Here is a 21,511-nt window from a genome sequence, read left to right as displayed (position 1 = left end):
CTTTCCATGGCTTCAACTTTCACATGGCTCGATTTCTCCGAAGGCGAACGTCGCCAGGCGATGGAGGTGATTGACCAGTATTCCGATGAGGATACGCGAGACGAACTGGGAATTGGCACGGTCCGTGATTCATTGGCGGACCTGCTATTTCCCGGTACAAGTACGATCCAGACGCGTGCCCGGTATTTTCTTTTTATCCCGTGGGTCTATCTCGAACTCGAACGTCGCAAAATCGGCTACGCGAACATTGCCATGGAAGCACGCAAGGCGGAGACGGTCCTGATTGACAAGCTATTGGCTGCCGGCGCGGACTTAGGCGTGATCGGGGCTCGTTCACGAGGCAAACTCCAGAGATTGCCAAGCACCGCATATTGGGCGGGATTGCGTAAGTGGGGAATCCTCCAACTCGCGAGATCAAAAGACGAATATCACCGCTGGCTTGATCTCTATTACGACAAACTCTACCGTGCTCCTGCTGCTGAAGAATTGGACGACGCGGGGAGCATTGGTTCGGCGAACTGGCATCCTCATATTCCGTCACCCCCGGAAACATTCCCGGACGGAACGACATTCGATCTGACAATCGAGGAAGCGGACTATCTTGCTGATCGTATTAGGCAGACGACGGCTGGCAGTTTGTTGGCTCACTACGTCAGCCACGAAATCATTCCTGAAGCTCCATTGCCATGGCTGGATGAGGCGTGCCAGGCATTGCCCGAGCAAATCCGCAATCTGGTGGACCATGCCCAACACTTTTCAGAGGTCATGCACGGTGCGGCTTTGCTCTACAACCTGCTGCTGGCTGAGTCGCATCCTCGATTCTCTGACCTCTGCGATCAATACCGCGACAGCCTGACTGAATGGTGGGAGGACGTTCCAATGATGAGGGCGTCACCGGTCGCCGACAAACGCGATGCCTTTTGGTCGTTGGTTGAAAGCAACACAGCGCATCGGGTTCCTCCGCCAACCAAGACGTTTGTCAATCGCTGGCATGAGATGGTTGTCGAGGCTGCAAGCGAGGCGTCGATCGTTGACAACAGTGACGCCAGATTTCTGGTCAAAGATCGAGAACGCAAAATCAAAACAGGTCGCGCACGAATTGGAAATCACCAGATGTTACAGGACTGGGGTGGCAAGTCGGGAACCACCCAGCTGAATTATCGTTGGCCAACGTCTTCACAGATCATTGAAGACATCGTACGGCCACTAAAGGATTAACGCAAATGCTGGAGCCAACCGATCGCCGACTACTGTTTGAGCTGTTGAGGCCCCCAACGGGTTACCGTTTGTCATGTGCTGTCGGTACGACTTACAGCCTTGATCTGCTTGCGTTGCTGGTCACGCCGTTGGCATTCACCTTATTTGATTGTGAGACCAAAGAAGGCAAACTAACTGCAACTCCCACGGCTCTATTGGAATCGCTGCGGCGTTATGCGGACAATGTGACTCTGTTCTGCCAAGCAGGAAAGATTCAACCACCGACCAAAGCCCGTCAGCTGTTTGGCTATTTGGAGCAATGCGTCGTTGAAGTCGCCGCGCCGCTGGGAGGGGTGTTTCACCCAAAGCTGTGGGTCCTACGGTTCGAGCCCGTGGGACAAAAGCCTGACGATGAATGGCCGATCGAGTACCGAGTTCTTTGCCCCAGTCGAAACCTTACATTTGATCGTTCCTGGGACACGATGCTCGCCATCGATGGAACCTATTGGCCGCGTGAGCCTCGATCTGCTGAGAACGCTCCGCTCGCACAAATGATTTCTCAATTGCCGGACCTCGCTGTGAGGCAGCCGACTACGGAGACATATCGCCAGCATGCAGAACTGATTGCGAAGGAACTGCCGCGTGTCGCTTTTGAACCACCGGAAGGTTCGAATTCGATCCGGTTCTGGCCCTTGGGGCTTGAAAGCCGAGACCAGTGGCCGTTCGAGGAGCCGATGGACCGCCTACTGGTGATTTCACCATTCGTGTCGGACGGACTGCTCAACCGTCTTTCCCAAGATGTTGAAACAACCATCATTTCACGCGCTGAGGAACTGATGCGACTCACGCCAGAAACCCTTGAGCAACTGACGGCGAGATACACGCTCGATCCTGCCGCTGAATCAGACGTTCCAGACTCGGCAGGCAGTGAAGAACCGGTTGAGTTTGCAAACGAGGCTACCGAAGAAGGTCAAACGAACGAGGAAACAGCACAGGATGCAGGACAAGACAATCTATCTGGTCTGCATGCCAAGGTTTACATTGCTGATCAGGAGGGTGAGGGGCACATCTGGACCGGTTCCGCCAACGCGACGGACGCAGCTTTCGGAAAGAACGTCGAAATCCTTGTCGAGTTGGTCGGAAAGCACGAGGAATACGGAGTAGAAGCTGTGCTCGATCCACAGAACAAGAATGGACTCCACACGCTTCTGCAACCCTTTGTTCGTCCGCAGGAAAACGAGGTTGATGAAGTTGCAGAGAAACTGGAACGCCTGCTGGACGACACGCAGATGGCCATTGCGAAGCACGAACTGCGCGTCCAGGTTGAAGCCGTCACCAGCCCTGAGGAGGAACTGTTCGACCTCAAGGTCCATGCCGTACTGCCGTTCCCGGAAAGGTGGCTTTCTGCTCGTGACGTGAGTTGTCGACCAATCACGCTGCGGGAATCTTGGAAACAGACTTTTACCGACGCGGGTAGCGTTACCTTTCAGCAACTGCACTTTGACCGACTGACTCCATTTATTTTGTTTAGTGTTCGAGTTGGCATCGAGGATCGAACACAGGAGCGGCAGTTTGTCGTCAATCTACCCATTGAGGGTTTGCCAGAAAACCGCCGCGAACGCCTGCTCCTGTCGCTGCTGCGAAACAGCGCTCAGCTCATGCGTTACTTGTTGTTTCTGCTCGCCGACGACGGCTGGGATGCTCGCGATACGCTCAACCTGCTGGAGGGAATTGACGGATCAACGAGCGGATCACAGGACGGCAGCTCTGCCTTCGACCTTCCTTTGCTCGAACCCATGCTCAAGGCGTTGGCCAAGGCACCAGAGAAACTGGATCGGATCGCCCAATTGGTTGCCGATTTGGAAAAAACACCTGAAGGAAGGGCGATCATTCCACCGGAGTTCGCAGAGACCTGGAAGCCGATCTGGGAAGTGCGAAGGGGGATGCAGCCATGACTCAGGCTACCCCAAAACCTAACCCTGAAGTGGTTTTGAATCGGCTGAAAGACTTCCAGCGGTGCACGGTCGAACATGTGTTCGATCGCATGTACGAGGCAAATGAGCCAACTCGAAGATTTCTCGTTGCTGATGAGGTTGGACTCGGTAAAACGCTTGTCGCACGTGGCGTTATTGCCAAAGTTGTGGAGCATTTGTGGCAACAACGCAGTATCAACATCATCTATATCTGTTCCAGCGGAGATATTGCACGGCAGAACGTGCAGAGGCTGAACATCAGTAGCGACGTCGAGTTCAAGTCACCGGATCGCATCACATTGTTGCCACAGCATGTCGAGGATTTGAAGAAGAACAAACTGAATTTCATTGCCCTGACTCCCGGAACGTCGTTCGATCTCAAGAATGCGACGGGCCGTAAAGAGGAACGAGTGCTGCTGTACTGGATGTTGAAGTCAATCTGGCAGTTGGATGGGGCGGCTCCCAAAAACGTCTTGCAGGTCGGCGTCGAAAAACAGAATTTCCGAGAACAGATCAAGCGATTCGACAGAGACCGCAGTATTTCACGTGGTCTGAAATCAGCGTTTCGCGCAGCACTTGCGGACGATAATGCTGAATGTCGAGAACGAGGGCGGTCAACGCTCAAGGTGCGGTTCAATCGCGTATGCCGCGAGTTGCCAAGGTCACGGGAATGGAAACGGATACCCGAAGACACTCGTTCCGAAATACGCTCGATGATTGGTGAGTTGCGAGCTTTGCTCGCGGAAACCTGTATCCGTGCATTGAGCCCGGACCTGATCATCCTTGACGAATTTCAACGGTTTCGTAGCCTGCTGGAAGGCGAGGACGATGCTGGCCTCCTGGCTGAGAAGTTATTCGAATGGAAGGATGCTCGCGTCCTTCTGCTTTCAGCAACACCCTACAAGATGTACACACGCGGCCTCGATGCAGGTGACGATGATCACTACCGGGATTTCCTCAAGACAATCAACTTCCTGTTGTCGGATGCAAATGCAGCGGAACGAATCGACAAAACTCTGCGCGAGTTTCGACGATCGCTGTATCAGTTGACCGAAGGAGATGGACAACAAGCCGAAAAACATCGATGCTCACTGGAGTCACAGCTGCGAGATGTCATGGTGAGAACGGAACGCATGGCCGTCTCGACAACTCGTGATGCCATGTTGAAGGAAGTGCGATCTCCGGTTCCGATTACCAAAGAAGACATTGAGTCCTTCCTTGAGACCGGGCGGCTTATCAATTGGTTGGAATCAGTCAACGGCGGACAGTTGACAGACCAAACGGAATACTGGAAGTCCGCGCCTTTCCTGCTGAACTTCATGGAGCAATACAAGCTGAAGCAGTCGTTCGACACCACTGCTGATTGGCTTCGTCGAGGCTCACGCGCCGCCAAAGAACTCGCCGCGCAGCTTCTTGCGTGCAAGCACTCGCTGCTCTCCACCGGTGTAATGGAGAATTACGAGTCGATTGATCCTGTGAATTCGCGACTCAGAGAGTTGGCAAGCGAGACACTGGAGTGCGACGGTGCTGAATTATGGAAGCTCCTTTGGCTGCCGCCATCAGCGCCCTATCACGAACTGGCGGGGCCATTCGCGGCGACGGGTCTGGGACAGTTCACGAAGCGATTGATATTCTCAAGCTGGAAAGTCGTGCCGAAAGCAATTTCAGTGCTTCTCAGCTATGAAGCAGAACGGCAGATGTTTCAGTCATTTGATGCGGAAGCCCGAAACACGACCGCCGATCGCGAGCGACGCGCGAGACTATTGGATTTCGCTCGCTCGCAAGGGCGACTGAGCGGCATGCCTGTTCTGGGGTTGGTTTACCCGTGTAGCTTCTTCGCGACTTATTGTGACCCACTGGAATTGGCGAAGCCTGCACTCCGAGAAGGCCGACGTCCTCCGCTGTCCGAAGTGCTGGGCAAGGCTCGCACGACTATTAAGAAAGCACTACGCAAACTCACGCGGAATCAACCGAACACAGGTCCAACAGACGCTGATTGGTATTGGGTAGCACCCATTCTGCTCGATCTTGAAACGTGGCCGAATGAGATCGGTGAATGGCTGGAATACGCTTCATTGGCGGAGGATTGGCGCGGGCCGTACATCCCAAGACGAGAAGGTACGGCTGATACTGCCTGGACTGATCACGTCAAACGTGCCGTGGAACTGGCCAACAACCCCGGTGAACTTGGCAGACCGCCTGACGACTTAGGTGATGTAATGGCGTTAGCCGCAATCGGCGGGCCAGCGACGGCAGCGCTACGCGCTCTCGTGCGAATGTGCCAGGGTGAACAGCTTACGACAAACATGGAAGTTCGTGATGCCGCAGGGGCAATTGGCTGGGCGCTCCGGTATCAGTTCAATCTACCGGAAGTCATCGCGATGATTCGCGGATTGAATCGTGCCGAACCTTATTGGCGGCGGGTACTCGAGTACTGTTGTGACGGCTGTTTGCAGAGTGTTCTTGACGAGTACATGCACGTTCAGCACGACGCTCAGTCGCTCGCCGGGAAACCACCGGAGGTATCCGTGAAAGCGCTAGCCACATCTCTAACAGAAGCTGTCACGATTCGTGTTTCTCAGCCGCATATAGACGACATTCAAGCCAGCAAGGACGGCGCGATCAAAGTTCAGTCTCACGTCACCCGTTCCCGTTTCGCAATGCGATTTGGCGACGACCATGCTGAGCAGGAGAGTTCCCGACTCCGAAAAGAACATGTCAGGGCGGCTTTCAACTCGCCGTTCTGGCCGTTCGTGTTGGCCACCACCTCAATCGGCCAAGAGGGATTGGACTTTCATCAGTATTGTCACGCCGTTGTGCATTGGAACCTGCCAGCTAATCCAGTCGACCTTGAACAGCGCGAGGGCCGGGTACACCGATACAAAGGCCATGCTGTCAGAAAGAATGTGGCGAGTCGGCACGTTACCGCGATCTCGGACTCTCGACGTGATGAAGACCCTTGGACTTATTTATTCGAGGCCGCCCGCCGGAGTCGCGTGACAAACCACGACCTTATTCCGTATTGGCTATACAGCATTGAAGATGGAGCCATGATCGAAAGGCACCTTCCCATGCTGCCTTTGAGTAAAGAAATATCGATGGTCCCCGACCTCAAACGCTCCTTAGCCGTTTACCGCATGGTGTTCGGTCAGCCTCGGCAAGACGACCTGCTTGAATACTTGTCCCAACAGTTCACTGCTGAACAACTGGCTGAGCACTTTCAAAAACTGCGAATCGATCTGACGCCTCCCCTTGCGCTCACCACCGTCGAAAGAAGTATGACAACCAGTTCCTGCTAGTGTCATTCGATGCGACTAGCGAACGGCTTGGCTACTCGAGGTTGTAGAGGGAGTACCAAGAGGTTCTTCCGCATCTCTATTCCCTCCCTCCACCTACCGCTTGCTCCGCTGCAATTCCGAAAGCTTGAGCCGCTTCTTTTCTTTGGGCGGTGCTGCGCCGGTCCCGAATAAGACCGCCCCCTGGATCGAAGCCGCAACCGCGCTGCCCACCAAGCAATCCAACCAGTGATTGTCGCTCTGCTCGGGGCGCATCTTCCATTCATCGACTTTGCGGCCTCGCCCTTCTGTTTTGACGAAGTATTCAGCCGTGATGTGTTCCGCTATCAACCGGTGTGTCTCGGCTTTGAAACCGAACAGCGACAAGCAGCCGCGGTCGCCCATGGCAACAGCCAGTCGCGCGTGTACGAACGATTTCCACCAGTTCGTATCGAACACCACGTGTCGCACGGCGCGCTTGCCACGCACGTTGGGAATCCGCCAATTCAATCCCACGCGTTCACCCTGTTTGCGCTTGTACTCTGAGAAGGGAATGGTCGATGCGCCGACAAACCGGCCGTGCGAGGGCGTCAATATCGTGGAATGAGAACTCTGCCGGCAAAATTGATAGACGACGTCGGTCGAGTGCCCCCAGTTAGCATCGATTAAACAGCGTTCAACCCGCATCGCCGCACCATCGTCCCGACGCCATTCGCGACCGAGTAAATCATTTGTTAGCACTTCCAGTCCAGCGTAGATGGACCCTTCTAGTCCTGTCCCCTCCGCAACCGCCGCCAGTGTCTGCCGCGCGTCCCGCAATGTGTAGTATTGCCGTTTCTGATCTGGGTAACTTCCGTAGTCGACAACGTAGCCGGTGAAATCGTCCTCCCAGGCGGCCACGAGGTAGAACAACAATTTCTGCTGCACGTCGATAAACATCGTCAAGTGGTTACAGGGGAGAGGGATTTCACCACGCCGCATGCCATTGGTTTTCGCGGCCACTTGGTCCGGCGTGAGCAGATCGTCATCGATTTTCTCCTCGGGCAGCGGCTCGTTCTGATACTCCGCGAAGAACGCCGCCTCGTCCTGCAATTTGAGGTTCATCGCGTGTTGGATCGCCGACAATTCGTCGGGATTGAAACGCTCGGGCCACGCCACGATCGCACCGGCATCCATCTCAGCGCGATGCTCGCCGTAGAATTCAGTGGCTGCTTTCCCGCCGTCACCGTTGCGCAACCCTTCGGCCCGTAATTCCGCATACCGTGCCCAGAGACTCTCGTTCGTGGGGAACGCATACACCATCCGCGTCCGCTCACCGTTCCACTCGGGATGTTTGTCGCGATCGAGAATGTTGTCGGCCATATCGCCCGGCCGGATCACGGTGCAGGGCATGATGCCTGAAATCTTTTTACCGGGACCTGCCAAACCCAATACCGCTCCGGCCAGAATGCTTTCGCGATTCGCACATTGTGAAAGACTACGGGCCGACTCGTCCGTCTGCGGGTCGTCCAAAACAACGAGCGATGGACGCACCGTGTGCCCGTCGGGTCGTTTGAACTTCATCCCGCGAATCCGTCCGGTGATCCCACCCACCTTGATAATGGCTCCACTCGCCTTGGAATCGGGAATCGTAGGTAACACGACTTCCTTCGCGGTCCAACCGATGTGTGTCCTTTCGCCGTTGTAGAGCTGACCACTGCACCGATTGGCGATCCCTTCCAGGCTTTGGATCGGGAACACGACTTCCGGAAAATCAGCCAACAGCAATTCATTGCCATCGAGTTCCATTTTGATTGAGTCAAGCATGTCCATCGCATGCCCCTCGTCCGATCCGATCAGGCAGACGAACTCGCGATGTCCGAACAGCACGGCCCAGATGCAGGCGCATTCACAAATCGTCGTTTTACCCGAACCGCGGGGCATGGCCATCGCGAACAATCCACCATGCAAAACGGCCTGTTCGATTTTGGCCATCACCTTTTGATGATCGGCGGACCACTCTAAGTAGAACGTCAGCGGAAAGTAGGCTTCGCAGAAATAACAGAAATCAGTTTCCGCTTTTGCCTTTCTGGACGGATCGATGACGGCCGGCATTTCGCCGATGTCGCGACCGGCGAGGGACAGCGCCGCGTTACGGGCCCGCGCTCGGTCTTTGAGTGTTTCGTACGGGTCACCATCGGCTTCCGGCTTCGGAGTGTGCCGCTCGATGACGAGCCAAGCGACATACCGTAGTAGGTCCACCGATTTCCCATCGCCAATCCGAAACCCCGCGCGCGAACGATGGCGATACAACTGCCGTTCGTTGATCACCTCACCCAACGGCGTGGAGTTCATCAGCCGCACAAGTTCGGACGGTCGCAAGTTGCGCGGGTCAATTGCCATCGGTCATCCCTGCTATTTGCTGCACGTTCCAAGCGGCATAGTGCACGAGATTAATCGTGCCATCGAGGTTTGTCGGTGCACCAGCGTCGATGTCCGCGCGAAGCATTTCTTCAGTGACAATACGTCCGCCCGCCTTAGTCAATAGACGCACCGCTACTTCGATCGGTAGTGCGTTCGGATTCATCGATTCGGGGTGATTCTCGATCATCAGGCGACCTTTCGGAATTCTGGAGAATCTTGCCAAACAGTGCTGGATGTCTTCGGAAAGGTGAGGTAACTGGTGTCCAGTCGACGGCGACCGCGTCGGTCGCCGGGCAAACCGCAAACCAGTTTCGATGAGGGAAAACGACCATGGCTACGAAGACAAAGACCGCTGCGAAGAAAACCACGACCAAGAAAACTGCCACGAGCAAAGCGGCGACGGCAAAGAAAACGCCCGCCAAACCAGCCGCCCAGAAGAAACCAGCGGCGAAAAAGACCACAGCGAAGTCGGGCGATAAGAAAATGAGTGCCCTCGACGCGGCCGCGAAGGTTCTCGGCGAATCCAAGGAACCGCTCAACGCCAAGACGATGATCGAGCGGATGGCGGCGAAGGGATATTGGACTAGCCCCGGCGGCCGGACACCGCACGCTACGCTCTACGCGGCAATCATTCGCGAGATCCAAACGAAGGGCAAGGAATCGCGGTTCCTGAAGGCGGATCGGGGCCAGTTCACGCTCAATAAGTAGCGAGTTCCCGGCCCTGTCCGCGACAAACGCCCCACGTTGCCAACGTCGGGGCGTTTTCTTGTTGGGGGTAGGTTTGTTCAACGCTCCGCCTCCTCGGCGACGTGGGCCAACGTCGTCGCCCCGTTTCCGGCCGGTGCCAGATACCGCACCGGCTTGCCCAGTTCCCCTGCGATTTGGATCTCAGCCTGCACGCCAACGCTCTCTTGCCAACCGTCAAGCATGAGCACAACGACCTCATGGCACTGTTCCAAGAACCGTCGGTCATGTGGCTCCCAAAATTGCCAATCCGTCGGGACACCGTAGAGCGAAATCGCATGCCCATGCGCCACCGGCGAGAACACGACCTCACCAGAGCGGATCAAACGCGCCGCAACACGGCACGCCGCACGGAACCGGCGCTCGCGGACAATCGCATCGGTGTGTGAATAGGGGCTGGCCAAATAAATCACGTTGCCACCTCCATGTGATGCCCTAACAAACGTACCCAGCGTGCAATAAGTGACTTCGCGGATTGGCGATGGATCGGCTCGAGATGCACACCCATTTCGATGGAGTGCTGGAATTCGCTGCCGTGGAGTGGTGTAATGTTCGACGTATGAAAAATGAAGCTCGATTTTATCTGGAAGCCGATCGAAGCTCGGTGCAGTTCTGGGTCGATACCAGACTGCCGTTCGAGCCAAAGGGAAATATGCGGGAAGCGCGGGATGCACTGCGGAAAGCGCTTTTGTCTCTTGAGCCGAAATCCGGTCATATCCTCGCCGCCACGTATCGCTCTCTTGACTGCAGATTTTGCGATGTCGAGAACGTGCTCTTGTACAACGTTGGCGCAGCTGCCTTTGCTGCAGTGGCGATGGAGGGACTTCGATTCGAACGAAACCGCACACAACCACCGTCGAGTCCCTGTGGCGGAAGTTTCAACCACTACCATGAATACCGATTGATCGAACCATCTCATTCTCCGCCACGTGATCCGTGCTGTAGCCTGAATTTCGAAATTTGCTCGCTGACGTCCGCTACGAAACCCCATCAGATCTGGTGGCCAGCTAGTGTTGCAAGTACAGGTCCGTCCCGTGCCGTCAATGGTCTGTTTGAGATGCGCGTTATCGTCAAACTCCCAAACGCTGTTCGCAATATGACATCTGTTATTAAACCACTGCTGGATGGCGTAATCAGTGCGCTTCATTCGGACCCGCAGCCTAGTCCGGATGCGGTGACACGTCTCGCCGCAAAGACTGGATGGAAAAGCGAAGAAATAATTCACAGATTGCAATCTCCCCAATGTCCTGTTCTTGGTCCGCGTCGCCTGCTCGACGCATATCGTGATTTTGTCAAATGGAATCCTGCCGACGACCTCTGCGAAGCATGTACCGTGCTCTATGAACCATCTCTGTCCCGCGAGTGCCGTGTTGAGGTGTGGAGTTGGCAAGATGCAAGATGACCTCAAGTGTGTACGACTTCTGAGTTCGCCACCCGCTCCGCCTTCCGCCCGGTAAATTTCTCCCAGCGCTCGACAACCACGTCGCAATACGGAGCATCGAGTTCCATCAAGAAAGCCTTGCGACCGGTCTGCTCACACCCGATCAACATCGAGCCGCTTCCGCCGAACAGATCGAGCACGTTCTCGCCCGTTCGCGACGAGTACTGGATCGCCCGCACGGCAAGTTCGACCGGCTTCTCCGTCAAATGTATCATGCTCTGCGGATTGACCTTCTTGACAGCCCACAGATCGGTCGCATTGTTGGGGCCGAAGAACTTGTGTGCCGCGCCCTCCTTCCAACCGTAGAAACACCATTCATGAGCCCCCATAAAATCTTTTCTTGTGAGCACGGGGTGCTGTTTGTCCCAAATGATGGCCTGCGAGAAATACAACCCGTGTTTCTTGAGAAATGGCGGATAGTTCGCGCAGTTGGCATAGCCGCCCCAAATGTAAAACCCGCGACCCGGTACCAACACGCGGGCCGCATTACCAAACCACGCATCGAGCAGTCGGTCGAATTCTTCGTCGGATACGAAGTCGTTTTCCAGCGGTCGATCCTTGGCTCGCATTTTTTTGTGCGTCGCCTTCGCCTTCTCCGGGTGACGTTCCAGGTCGAATTTCTGATGGTGCTTGTTGGTTTTTGCAAAGCTGCTGTTGCCAGCGGCGATCGCATTATTCGACCTCGGTTCAACTTTGACATTGTAGGGCGGGTCAGTATTCAGAAGATGAATAGCCGCACCGTCGAGCAATCGATCCACATCCTGTGGCTTGCTGCTGTCGCCGCACAGCAAGCGATGGTCACCAAGGAGCCACAGGTCGCCCGGCTGTGTGATCGCTTCATCGGGGGGCTCGGGCACGTCGTCCGGATCGGTCATGCCTGCCTGCACATCATCCCCGAGTAGCTTGGCGAGTTCGTCTTCGTCGAACGCAATCAGGCTCAAGTCGTAGTCACATGCCAGCAATTCGCCGAGTTCGATTGCCAACAGATCGAAATCCCATTCAGCTAATTCACCGGACTTGTTGTCTGCGATCCTATACGCTTTGATTTGTTCGGGGGTCAGATCCTTTGTAACGTGGACCGGAACTTTTGAGAGCCCCAGCTTCTGGGCGGACTTCCAGCGCGTATGGCCGACGATCAGCACGCCGTCCGCGTCGACGACAAGTGGTTGGCGGAAGCCAAATTCCTTGATTGACTTGGCCACGGCATCGACGGCCTGATCATTTACGCGAGGGTTTTTGTCGTATGGTTTGACCCGATCGATGGGCCATTGTTCAATCTTCATAGTCACGGACTCCGTGGGATGTTGATATAGTTGAAACCTTAGTCGAGGTCGTTCACATCGTCGATCAGCGACCGGCGCAGTTGCCGGCGCTTCGTTTCCAACTCACTCTGTTCCTGTTGCTCGCGATCTACTTCCGCCTCAAATGCATTTAGATCCAACACATCGCGAATGGAGGCCTCTACCACTTCCCGCAATTGCTCTGACGTGAGCGATTCCAATTCCCAGGCCCGGTCGCCGTGGGCCTCAACGAACCGGCGGTACCGCGACGAGGATTCCTTGGAGAGCTGCCCCTCGTGCAGATCCATCGTCTCGACTTGATCGGCCGTAAGCGCAGCTTTGACGATTCGCAGCTGATCGGCGGCCACACCGAAGTCGTCCCGTAGCGATATACCGAAACTCGCCGGAATGTCCTCCCCTTCAGGATCGAAGTCGCTGACCACAATCACTACGAGATTCTCACGACCGCTTTTGTTGAAGCGATCAACCATCTCTTTGCGGGGTGGCAGCGACGAATAACCGCGACCGCTCGTCATCGGGATCGTGTATTTACCGGCGACGGCGCGGAGTTGGCTGGCGACCGTGTTCTTCTCGACCAGGAGTTCGATCCAATTCGGCTGACTTTGCAACAGATCGCGCCAATAGCCGGTCAGGAACTGATCGCATTCCCGGCGGACGAAATCCCCGGCGGCGCGATGTGTGTCCCACATCATGACCGGCCGCGTTTCGTCGGAGATCGCCTCAAACTGCACCGAGCCGTCCAGTCGCAACCGAGTGAGCATATTGGTCACATCGTCATAAGCGGCTGGCGTATTGGTAAAGGGCACGCGCGTACGGTCGTTGCGGACCAGTCCGGGGATATTGAGCAGCCGATAAAAAACAGACCGATCGCTCAACGGCCAATTGCGTTGCTCGTCTTGGACGACCTTTATGATCGCCTCCCGCAGTGCCATCTTGTCCCGAATTGCCGACCGGCGTTTGCGTTTTCGAAGTGCAACCGTGCAATTGCCGTCGACAACTGCTGAATCGCGCCGAAACCGGCGAACCCGCGAACAGGAACGCTCTGACATCAACGCGACCTCCTCACGCACCTGTTCGGCAGTCGTCTTAACCCGCTGGCGGTTGTAGCTTGCGAGCAACCGTAGAAACTCATCCCGGTCGCCGACGTACGACACGTCGTGCCGGATGCGGACCGGAATGCGTTCCAACCCCACACATCGTGCCGCCGCGTGGCGACGATGCCCCGAGAGGATGTAGCCATCGCCGCTGGCCACGATCGGTTCCAAGATTCCATTTTCACGGACGTTCTCAACCAGCGCACAGAATGATGGTTCGGATTCATCGACCGGATCGTAGAGCTGGTCGTTGAGCGGGGCCGGCGAAATCGCGGAAGTACACACCTCGAACTGGCATGCCCCGACAGCCTGTGTACTTTCGGACCGGGGAAGAATCCGCCCCTCATCTTCCAGTCGTTTCCGATGTTGGGAGACAGTCCTGTTGCTGACCTGCAGCCCAAGAGCAATCTCGCGATCGCTCAGTGACCGCCAATGCTCCATGATCGCCTGCCGCACACGCTGCGACTTTCGTTTTCGTTTCGTCATGCCTGTCGCGGATTTCATCATTGGCCTTCCATGTTTCAGTCAGCATCATGTGTCATGCCAAGGGGTTAAGGTGATTCGGACAACCAAAACAAACTGTCATCAATAGCGCGACTGTTTTCGCGGGGGGCACCTTGCCAGGATCGCCCGGAAGTACCTATTGGCATTTCTGTGGCAGCCCCACCTAGGTGTCACTGGAGCAACCAGCCGAACAACGTCATTGGCGGAAAGCATATTCAGCGGTGAAGTCACGGACATGGCGCGACCTCCTCGGCGGAACTCAACACAAGACGCCAACCGGAGCGTTCGCCGATCTTTTGAACGAGCCCGCGGCGTTCGAGGTCACGAAGCAGATCCCGGCAGCGCGAACGGGACAGGCCTGTCGTCTCGGCAAGCTGACCGGTGCTAACGACGGGTTTTCCTAATATATACTTATTAGGATTTTCCGTCGTTAATTCACTGAGCGCGTTCAATATCGCAACACTGGCATCGTTGAGGATTTCAACCCCGGAATCCGAAAGGGGCAGACCACACTCCTCATCGGAGAGGACTAGGACTTCACACCCGGTCTCCAGGATGCCGCGGCCCCGACCGGTGGCCTGCACGATCTGAGCGCGGACGAGATCTTGGTGGGCGCGTCGCCACGCCTCATTCTTGTAGCCGCGCGAATTCACTTTCGTGGGTTCATGCGACTCGGTCTCGCCGTGCCAGTAGATAACACCCCATTCCGGTTCGCAGGTTGCGGCGCTCATTTCGCCGATTTGCACGAGATGTTTGGCAATCGCTGCAGGCGGAATCCGCGGCGTGCCGGCAACGATGATCAGATCACACTTGTGGTGCCAGTCGTTTGATGATCTTTCCTCACCGCTGCCGAAATAACTGGTTTTGACAATCCGCTCATCGAAACCGGCCCCCAACTTCTTCAGGACCGACATGTGTGTACTGTGGCCAATTATGCCAATGCGGCGGAACTGCGGTCGGTCGGCCATTACTCCGCGAATCAGGCCGCGAACGGTCTTGGCGGAGGTCCGCCGGGTAATGTCGCGCGGGATTTGTACCGCCTTCTTGCGGAGTTCGATGTGTCCGTCTGGTGTGGCTTGGTGAACCGCGTGGCCAACGATCGCTTCGACGTGTTCGGTGTCGGCCGTAGCGTCATTGATCCATACCACGCAGTTCGTCGGCGGCGGATTATCGATCACGCCGACGACCGATTTCTTCAGATACGCATTCCCCTGTCCGCCTCCCTTGTGAAATCGCCGCTCAACAATGATTGCCGCCAAATGGAGTTTGCCCGAGGCGGCCGTCAGCAAGAACCGCCATGGCTGATCCCGGAAATCGATGTTCGCGCGGCGGATGCTAAAGAACAGGGTGCGTTCGAAACCGGCGGGAACTCTGGCTGTCTCCGGAGGCGACCATTCGTCCGTCTGGTCAGCAGCTTCAATCGCCTGAAATAAATGCTCTAAAAGCCCTGACATCAGTCGGAAATACACGTATTGGCGTTCACGGCGGATGGCCAGTTCCTCATCCTGGTACCGATTGCCCTCGTCGTCGACACGGGTCGCATCGCCAAACCAATTGAGGGATGCCGGATCATTGAGAATGTAGTCTTGAACCAACAGCCGAGCCTGAACGATGTCACCGAGACTGATCTCGGCCGGCGGCCTCAGCAAGCTGATTGCATCTTCATGAATCGATAGGTACTCACGGCTTTGCGATAATTCCGCGAGGCCGGTGTATTCGGCTCGCTTGTGCGTCGCAATTGCCACGTGGGCATCTGCCACCGTAGATAACTGGCCCAAATAACCCGACTCGCGGCATTTTTTGCGAAACTCGCAAGCCGGGCAGACGGCTTGGACGACCGACAGGCCCATCCCCTCGGCAATGTTGGCGTTGTCGTTCCAGCAATTCTGTGGGCGCTCGCCCGTGTCTTCGGTCATACGCGGCGGATAACAGGCGGCAATGATGTCGTTTCCCTCGTATTGCTCGCGCACCTCGTCACAATTTTCGTGGGTTGGATAAATAAGTAGCGACCTCATGCGGCGTTCCTCCGGCCCAGAGCCCAGAGAATCACTGCTAGGTCGACGTGCGACTTTCCCGCACCGGTCGTACTGGCGTCGATGTACACGCCCGGACAACCGAGCGAGCGGAGTCGGACTTGCAGCATCTGATCTCGCCAATCGTCGACCGCAACCGCCTCCCCAGTTGGCTTCGGTGGGTGGATTACGACTGGCGGATTGATCACCGCGGTTTCCAAACCGGAAACGAATAGATCCGCCAATCGATCTGCAGGAAGTTCAGGCATCACATTGAGCCAACCACGGGCATCCTTGGCGTTGTCCGGCGGCAGTGCCCAGGCAATGGGACGTTCGAGTACTTCGGCCAAGCGTTTGGCAGTGCGAACCGCACCGTCACGGCCTGGCCATTTGCCATCGGGTTTCTCATCCCGTTCTCCGATGACGATGATCTCACGGTTGTGATCAACCCCGGACAACATGCCAACCAGATGATCCACACCACCACAATTGGACGGCCGCCCCAAGGTGCTAAGCCCAATCGTCAAAAGCGCTGCAGTGTCGCTTCCGCCTTCAACCAACAGAATCGAGCCTGCACCGGCATCCCAGTCGGACGCGTACGTCAGCCCCGTGCGTCCACCCTTCATGCGAATTTTCGAGCCGTCCCGTCGCCGCGTGGCGATCCCAATAATTTGACCGATCGCATCCCGCTCGGGAAACGTCCAACAGAAACGTTCGACGTTCCAACCGACGCCGAGGGCAGCAAGTGCCGTAGCGGAAACGCCCAATTGCCTGGACAATCGATGACGATGTTCTTCAGCACCATTAGCAAACCGCTCCGCCAGCGCGGGCCAGTCTTGTGTCGGCGAAGTCGAACGAGTCGATGGCCGTATACGCACCGGAGGTGGCGGATTCCGGTCATACGGATCGTCATCCAAGCGGTGTAGATATTGCCCACCGGCATTCACGCGCAGCGCACCGTCGGAGACGCGCCCGCACCACACCACCTTACGGTCGTTGGAAACCGAACAGTTGTCCGGTTTGCCGCAAACGGGGCAGGGGTCACTGTGCGATACGCGCATCCAGTTGTCGGCGGGACTTACCACGTCGTACCTCTCTCCAAGATTGCAATTGCCACCCCCGATTCATTCGGGGCTGTTTCCGTTCGCCCGAATGCTACGCAGAAAGGTGCGTTTGGATAAGTCGCTATTGCAAACTCATATGCGCCGCATATGCGCGGGACATGCGCCACACATGCGCGAATTTACGGGGACATGCGCCACATATGAGTTTCGCCGTTTTTGCCTTTAGGGGGCGGTCTTCAGACGAAATGAAGCGAAGAATGGGTGCAGATGCCGAGTCCGTGGGCCGGCACCACATGATGGCTTTCCAAGAATAGATTTCGTGCCCTCTTCGCCTCACATGCCTGGATTTCCACCGCCAAACCGGCACACTGGACCCGAGTCCGACTCGGGCGGCGTGCGCCCGTTGTCGACGCAGTGGTTGTCGGACGAACGGATCGCCGAGGCCCGTCGCGTCTGGTCAAAAGCCTATGGCCGAGTGATCAGTCAAGACGAAGCGGTGGAAATTCTGATGAGCGTCCGACGGTTGGCAGAAGTGTTTTTGAGTGCCGAAGAGGAGCCGTAATCATGAATGTGGTGATTTGGACGCGGGTCTCATCCCGCGAACAAAAAGAGGGATACTCGATCGACGCCCAGTTGAGAGTGACGCGAGAGAAGGCACAGCGGTTGGGGTGGAATGTCGTCCGGGAATTTGAACTCGACGAGTCAGCCAAGCGCGGTGCCGAACGAAAGATCTTCAATGAGATGCTGCGGTGGCTGGCAAAGAACGCCAAGCGGGAAAAGATCAAAGCGATCCTCTGCCACAAGTTAGATCGAGCTTGTCGCAATATGCGCGACGCGGTCCGCCTGCAGGAACTGGAGGACGCATGCGGCGTGCAACTTTCCTTTGTGGAAAACGAATTCGGTCCAGGCGCTGCCGGAACGTTTTCGTTTAATGTGATGGCAGCCGTTGCTCAGTACTACAGCGATAATCTGCGCGAAGAGGTGATCAAGGGGCTCGATGAAAAAGTGCGCCAGGGCTGGCCCACGGGATTGGCCCCTTACGGGTACCTCAATGTTGATGACCGCGAAGAGCCAGTCGTACCACATCCGGAAAAGGCCAAGTCGCTCATTCGTATATTCGACCTCTATTCGTCAGGCAGCCATACCTTCAAAAGCCTTGCCGACCGACTCGCCAGCGAAGGTCATGTTTTCCGCGACAGCCAGTCCCGCTTTAACCGTACAGCTTTGTCGCACATTCTTAATAACCGTTTCTACATCGGTGAACTGCACCGGAACGGCCATGTGTTCGAGGGGCGCTATCAGCGAGTCATCCATCGCGCAACGTTCGATGCATGTCAGGAGATCTTGTGTGGTCGAAAGCGGCGAACAGGAACCTATCACCTGCCGCTAGCCGGTGGTTTGTTCCGCTGTGAATACTGCGGACAATCGATTACCGGAGAACGCATTCGCCGAAAGCTCAAAGGGGGTGGAATCCGCGAACACATCTATTACCGGTGCTGCAACAACAATCGTGGCCCCGATCACCCCAAGGTTCGCTGGAAAGCACAGGATCTCGAAGAGGCGATTGCCGCTGACCTAGAGAAGATGCGGATGCCCACGCTCGAGGTCGCCGAATGGTTCCGCAAGGAACTTGGTGCCGCTGTGCACGACTTGACGGGCTACCGGCGTCAACAAGCCGCTTCATTTGCCAAGCGGAAGACGGAATTGGCGAACATGCAGGACCGCCTCCTCAACGCGTACCTGGCGGGGACGATCGACGATGACGCATATAAGGCCAAATCCAACGAGCTGAAGGCCGAAGCAGCCAGCGCGGACGAGTCGTTGGACAAACTAGGCGACGTCGATCCGGCCCGTGGCGAACTAGCGGTCACGCTCTTCGATTGGACGCAAAAGGCGGCAGAAATCTGGCGCGGTTCAAACAATACGGTCAGGCGCGATATACTCGACGCGGTTTGTTTGAACCGGGTTGTGAGCGACGTAAACCTAGTCCTGGAAAAGAGAAAGCCCTTCGACGAACTCGCCGAAAGGCCGGATTTAGAGAATAGTCGGGACGACAGGATTCGAACCTGCGACCCCCGGCTCCCAAAGCCGGTGCTCTAGCCAAGCTGAGCTACGTCCCGCGACTGTGAGCGATAAGTCTAAGCCGCGCGGCGGCGGGCGTCAATCGTTGGTTGCTGTCGATTGGGCTGAAATTGAGTCCGCAGGTTTTGCTGCTCTCTTTGCGCCGGTAGTGGCGAGCTTTGTGATCCAAGGTGGCTGTGCTGACGTTCCATGAGTTGAGTGAACCGCGATTCAGTCCGCTTGGTGGAACAGCACATGCATGCCACTTTGGTGATTTCTGGCTAGACGCAAAGATACCAAAGTGATATCATTATGGTATCCCATCCCTGTGCAACTCTTGAGGAGAATGCTCATGCACGAAGAACGTAAAGTCCGGCCGCTGACCGGTTGGATTCCCCTGGTGATTTGTCTGGCACTGGTCGTTGCGGCGCCCGTCCTGATCGGGGTGGGGGCGAATAAAGAGGAACTTCAACCGGTGCTGATCGGGGTGGGGGCGGGGTTGTGCGGTTTCATTAGTCTGTTTGGTTGCATGCCGGTCGCGCCAAACGAGGCGCGGGTCCTGCTGTTGTTTGGGATCTATAAAGGCTCGGTCGTCACCTCCGGCTTTTATTGGGTGAATCCTTTTCTCTCCAAAAAGAAGGTGTCGTTGCGGGTCCACAATTTTGAAACCGGTTCCACAACCACTCCGGAAATCAAAAACGAACAAGGCCGCGTGACGCAGAAAAAATCACGCTCCGCCGGGAGTCCTTCCAAGGTCAATGACCGCGACGGCAATCCGATTGACATTTCCGCTATTGTGGTCTGGAAGGTCGTCAATACCGCCGAGGCTATGTTTGAAGTCGATGACTACGAGGACTTTGTCGCCATCCAAAGCGAAGCGGCTTTGCGCAATTTGGCCAGTCGGCATCCTTATGACAGCGAGGACCACGAGATTTCTCTCCGCGGTAGCACGACCGAAATTAGCGACCAACTCCGGCACGACATTCAAGAACGGCTCGACAAAGCAGGCGTGCATGTCATCGAAGCCCGCATCAGCCAACTCGCCTATGCGCCGGAAATTGCCGCTGCCATGTTGCAGCGACAACAAGCCCAAGCGGTCGTCGCCGCACGTACAAAAATCGTCGAAGGGGCCGTTGGCATGGTACAAATGGCGCTGGAGCATTTGGCCAAAGACAAAATCGTAGAGTTGGACGACGAACGCCGCGCCGCTATGGTCTCCAATCTCTTAGTCGTCCTCTGCAGCGACCGCCACACGCAACCGGTGGTCAATACGGGGTCGTTGTATCATTGAGGTGAATGTATCAGTAGGCAGTAGGCAGTAGGCAGTAGGCAGTAGGCAGTAGGCAGTAGGCAGTAGACAGTAGACAGTAGACAGTAGACAGTAGACAGTAGACAGTAGACAGTAGACAGTAGGAAACGCGTTGTTGTTACAAACCTAAAGTCTACAGTCTGTAGCCTACAGTCCCTCAAACTCCATGTTGATAACTAGCAGAAGAGGAGCCAGTTCATTGGCTAAGCGTGATTCGTTTTTGTTGAGAGCTGATCCCCAAGTGTTGGATGCTGTCCGACGTTGGGCCGATGACGAATTGCGCAGCATCAATGGGCAGATCGAATATCTGTTGCGACAAGCCCTCAAGGAGGCCGGCCGCTTGCCGGGCGATAAACCGACCGCCGAGGACAAGACGCAGCCCTAGCCGGCCTCGCCAGGAATTATGTTTGGTGCACATTCTTGGTACGACAGTGCTCCATGAAGTTTTACGTCGTCCCAAGTGAGGGGCTAGTGCGCACGTGGACCGACGTCCCTGGACAAGGAAAACCCAGTCTGACACGGCACTGGCGGGCAAGCCGCCAGTGGCACCCGCGTTGTCCCTTCAGGACATATCCGTTACGAACGGGCCGCCTACTTCGAAATATTTGCGAAACGGACGACAGCGGCGGACTTCCATGAGCAGTCGCTTTGCCACGCCCGCAGGGTGGTCAATTTGCACGATCACCAGCGGGGTTTCGATGAACATCTGCGCAATAAAGCACAGGCCGCCGACGGAAATGTCGCGCGTCACTGTCGCAAATTCAAGCCCGACCGGTTGGTAATCCTTGTCGACTTTTTGCACACGGATTTCAGCCACAAAAGGGCGACGCAGATTGATTCGCATTTCACGCCCGGTGTGGGATTGACGCGGAATCAGGCCTTTGACAAACGTGGTTAAGTCGTTCGTTGACGTTAGGCAGTCTTGCCCACCCCAACTTGTATGAGGGCTTGAGTCTTTCATAGATCAGGTGTTCTTTCCAGCAGAGCAGCAAGCAGCCGATAGTGAACGCATCGCATATCGAGACACCGATGTTGCTGATTTCGACAGATTTACGATTGTGAGATAATGTTCTCTGTCCTCTTCCTGGTAATCCCTTACTCCTGAATCGATGGTTAAAAAGTGAATGGGGAAA

General features: G+C 55.9%; 16 protein-coding genes, 1 tRNA gene and 1 pseudogene. 9 read left to right on the top strand and 9 right to left on the bottom strand.

Annotated features, from left to right (window positions below; all coding sequences use genetic code 11):
- Positions 1-6 precede the first annotated feature (6 nt).
- From Mal52_RS25470 to Mal52_RS25460, 3 genes are all read left to right on the top strand, one after another.
- A complete protein-coding gene (locus Mal52_RS25470; RefSeq protein ID WP_145379407.1) occupies positions 7-1,218 on the top strand; it encodes a DUF6361 family protein in 1,212 nt (403 codons plus the stop codon).
- 461 nt (positions 1,219-1,679) lie between these two features.
- Positions 1,680-3,152 carry a phospholipase D family protein gene (locus Mal52_RS25465; RefSeq protein ID WP_145379405.1) on the top strand — a complete coding sequence of 491 codons (1,473 nt, stop codon included), beginning with the start codon at positions 1,680-1,682 and terminating at the stop codon, positions 3,150-3,152.
- Positions 3,149-6,469: a helicase-related protein gene (locus Mal52_RS25460; RefSeq protein ID WP_145379404.1), complete on the top strand. Its 3,321-nt coding sequence runs from the start codon at positions 3,149-3,151 to the stop codon at positions 6,467-6,469. Before Mal52_RS25465 ends, Mal52_RS25460 begins: the two co-directional genes overlap by 4 nt.
- Before the next feature lie 93 nt (positions 6,470-6,562).
- Here the strand turns inward: Mal52_RS25460 and Mal52_RS25455 are convergent, their stop codons facing one another.
- Together Mal52_RS25455 and Mal52_RS25450 are read right to left on the bottom strand one after the other, a co-directional pair.
- Complete coding sequence (locus tag Mal52_RS25455) at positions 6,563-8,827, bottom strand: terminase gpA endonuclease subunit (RefSeq protein WP_145379402.1); 2,265 nt, start codon at positions 8,825-8,827, stop codon at positions 6,563-6,565.
- Positions 8,817-9,035: a hypothetical protein gene (locus tag Mal52_RS25450; protein WP_145379400.1), complete on the bottom strand. Its 219-nt coding sequence runs from the start codon at positions 9,033-9,035 to the stop codon at positions 8,817-8,819. Before Mal52_RS25450 ends, Mal52_RS25455 begins: the two co-directional genes overlap by 11 nt.
- A 143-nt stretch (positions 9,036-9,178) precedes the next feature.
- Here Mal52_RS25450 and Mal52_RS25445 point away from each other — a divergent pair, with 143 nt between their 5' ends.
- Positions 9,179-9,556 (top strand): winged helix-turn-helix domain-containing protein, encoded by a 378-nt coding sequence (locus tag Mal52_RS25445; RefSeq protein ID WP_145379398.1) that lies wholly within the window; start codon positions 9,179-9,181, stop codon positions 9,554-9,556.
- 77 nt (positions 9,557-9,633) lie between these two features.
- On the opposite strand, the gene Mal52_RS30005 is transcribed toward Mal52_RS25445, so the two are convergent.
- Positions 9,634-10,005, bottom strand: a complete 372-nt coding sequence (locus Mal52_RS30005; protein WP_197534464.1) for a DUF1937 family protein — start codon at positions 10,003-10,005, stop codon at positions 9,634-9,636.
- A 68-nt stretch (positions 10,006-10,073) separates the two neighbouring features.
- Here Mal52_RS30005 and Mal52_RS30000 point away from each other — a divergent pair, with 68 nt between their 5' ends.
- Positions 10,074-10,994 carry a hypothetical protein gene (locus tag Mal52_RS30000; protein WP_197534463.1) on the top strand — a complete coding sequence of 307 codons (921 nt, stop codon included), beginning with the start codon at positions 10,074-10,076 and terminating at the stop codon, positions 10,992-10,994.
- A 2-nt stretch (positions 10,995-10,996) separates the two neighbouring features.
- Here the strand turns inward: Mal52_RS30000 and Mal52_RS25435 are convergent, their stop codons facing one another.
- The 4 genes from Mal52_RS25435 to Mal52_RS25420 all read right to left on the bottom strand — a co-directional run bounded on the left by Mal52_RS25435 (position 10,997) and on the right by Mal52_RS25420 (position 17,029).
- Positions 10,997-12,316: a DNA modification methylase gene (locus Mal52_RS25435; protein WP_145379394.1), complete on the bottom strand. Its 1,320-nt coding sequence runs from the start codon at positions 12,314-12,316 to the stop codon at positions 10,997-10,999.
- A 38-nt stretch (positions 12,317-12,354) separates the two neighbouring features.
- The gene (locus Mal52_RS25430; protein WP_145379392.1) at positions 12,355-13,935 is read right to left on the bottom strand and encodes a ParB N-terminal domain-containing protein; all 1,581 of its coding nucleotides are present in this window, start codon (positions 13,933-13,935) and stop codon (positions 12,355-12,357) included.
- 224 nt (positions 13,936-14,159) lie between these two features.
- Positions 14,160-15,947: a winged helix-turn-helix transcriptional regulator gene (locus Mal52_RS25425; RefSeq protein ID WP_145379390.1), complete on the bottom strand. Its 1,788-nt coding sequence runs from the start codon at positions 15,945-15,947 to the stop codon at positions 14,160-14,162.
- Complete coding sequence (locus Mal52_RS25420) at positions 15,944-17,029, bottom strand: hypothetical protein (protein WP_145379388.1); 1,086 nt, start codon at positions 17,027-17,029, stop codon at positions 15,944-15,946. The genes Mal52_RS25425 and Mal52_RS25420 overlap by 4 nt, the downstream gene beginning before the upstream one ends.
- A 298-nt stretch (positions 17,030-17,327) precedes the next feature.
- On the opposite strand from Mal52_RS25420, the gene Mal52_RS25415 reads away from it, so the two are divergent.
- Together Mal52_RS25415 and Mal52_RS30630 are read left to right on the top strand one after the other, a co-directional pair.
- A complete protein-coding gene (locus Mal52_RS25415; protein WP_145379386.1) occupies positions 17,328-17,570 on the top strand; it encodes a hypothetical protein in 243 nt (80 codons plus the stop codon).
- A 2-nt stretch (positions 17,571-17,572) separates the two neighbouring features.
- Positions 17,573-18,574 (top strand): annotated as a pseudogene (locus tag Mal52_RS30630) (recombinase family protein); the annotation flags it as partial.
- A 479-nt stretch (positions 18,575-19,053) separates the two neighbouring features.
- Here Mal52_RS30630 and Mal52_RS25395 read toward each other — a convergent pair.
- A tRNA-Pro gene (locus Mal52_RS25395) sits at positions 19,054-19,128 on the bottom strand.
- 293 nt (positions 19,129-19,421) lie between these two features.
- On the opposite strand from Mal52_RS25395, the gene Mal52_RS25390 reads away from it, so the two are divergent.
- Positions 19,422-20,360: an SPFH domain-containing protein gene (locus tag Mal52_RS25390; protein WP_145379382.1), complete on the top strand. Its 939-nt coding sequence runs from the start codon at positions 19,422-19,424 to the stop codon at positions 20,358-20,360.
- Between the two features lie 217 nt (positions 20,361-20,577).
- A complete protein-coding gene (locus Mal52_RS25385) occupies positions 20,578-20,763 on the top strand; it encodes a type II toxin-antitoxin system antitoxin (RefSeq protein WP_145379380.1) in 186 nt (61 codons plus the stop codon).
- A 177-nt stretch (positions 20,764-20,940) separates the two neighbouring features.
- Here the strand turns inward: Mal52_RS25385 and Mal52_RS25380 are convergent, their stop codons facing one another.
- Positions 20,941-21,339 carry a PilZ domain-containing protein gene (locus tag Mal52_RS25380; RefSeq protein WP_145379379.1) on the bottom strand — a complete coding sequence of 133 codons (399 nt, stop codon included), beginning with the start codon at positions 21,337-21,339 and terminating at the stop codon, positions 20,941-20,943.
- Positions 21,340-21,511: the final 172 nt, after the last annotated feature.

Origin of the sequence: Symmachiella dynata (assembly GCF_007747995.1) — a bacterium.
Lineage (GTDB): Bacteria > Planctomycetota > Planctomycetia > Planctomycetales > Planctomycetaceae > Symmachiella > Symmachiella dynata.
This window is presented reverse-complemented; position numbering and strand designations above follow the sequence as displayed.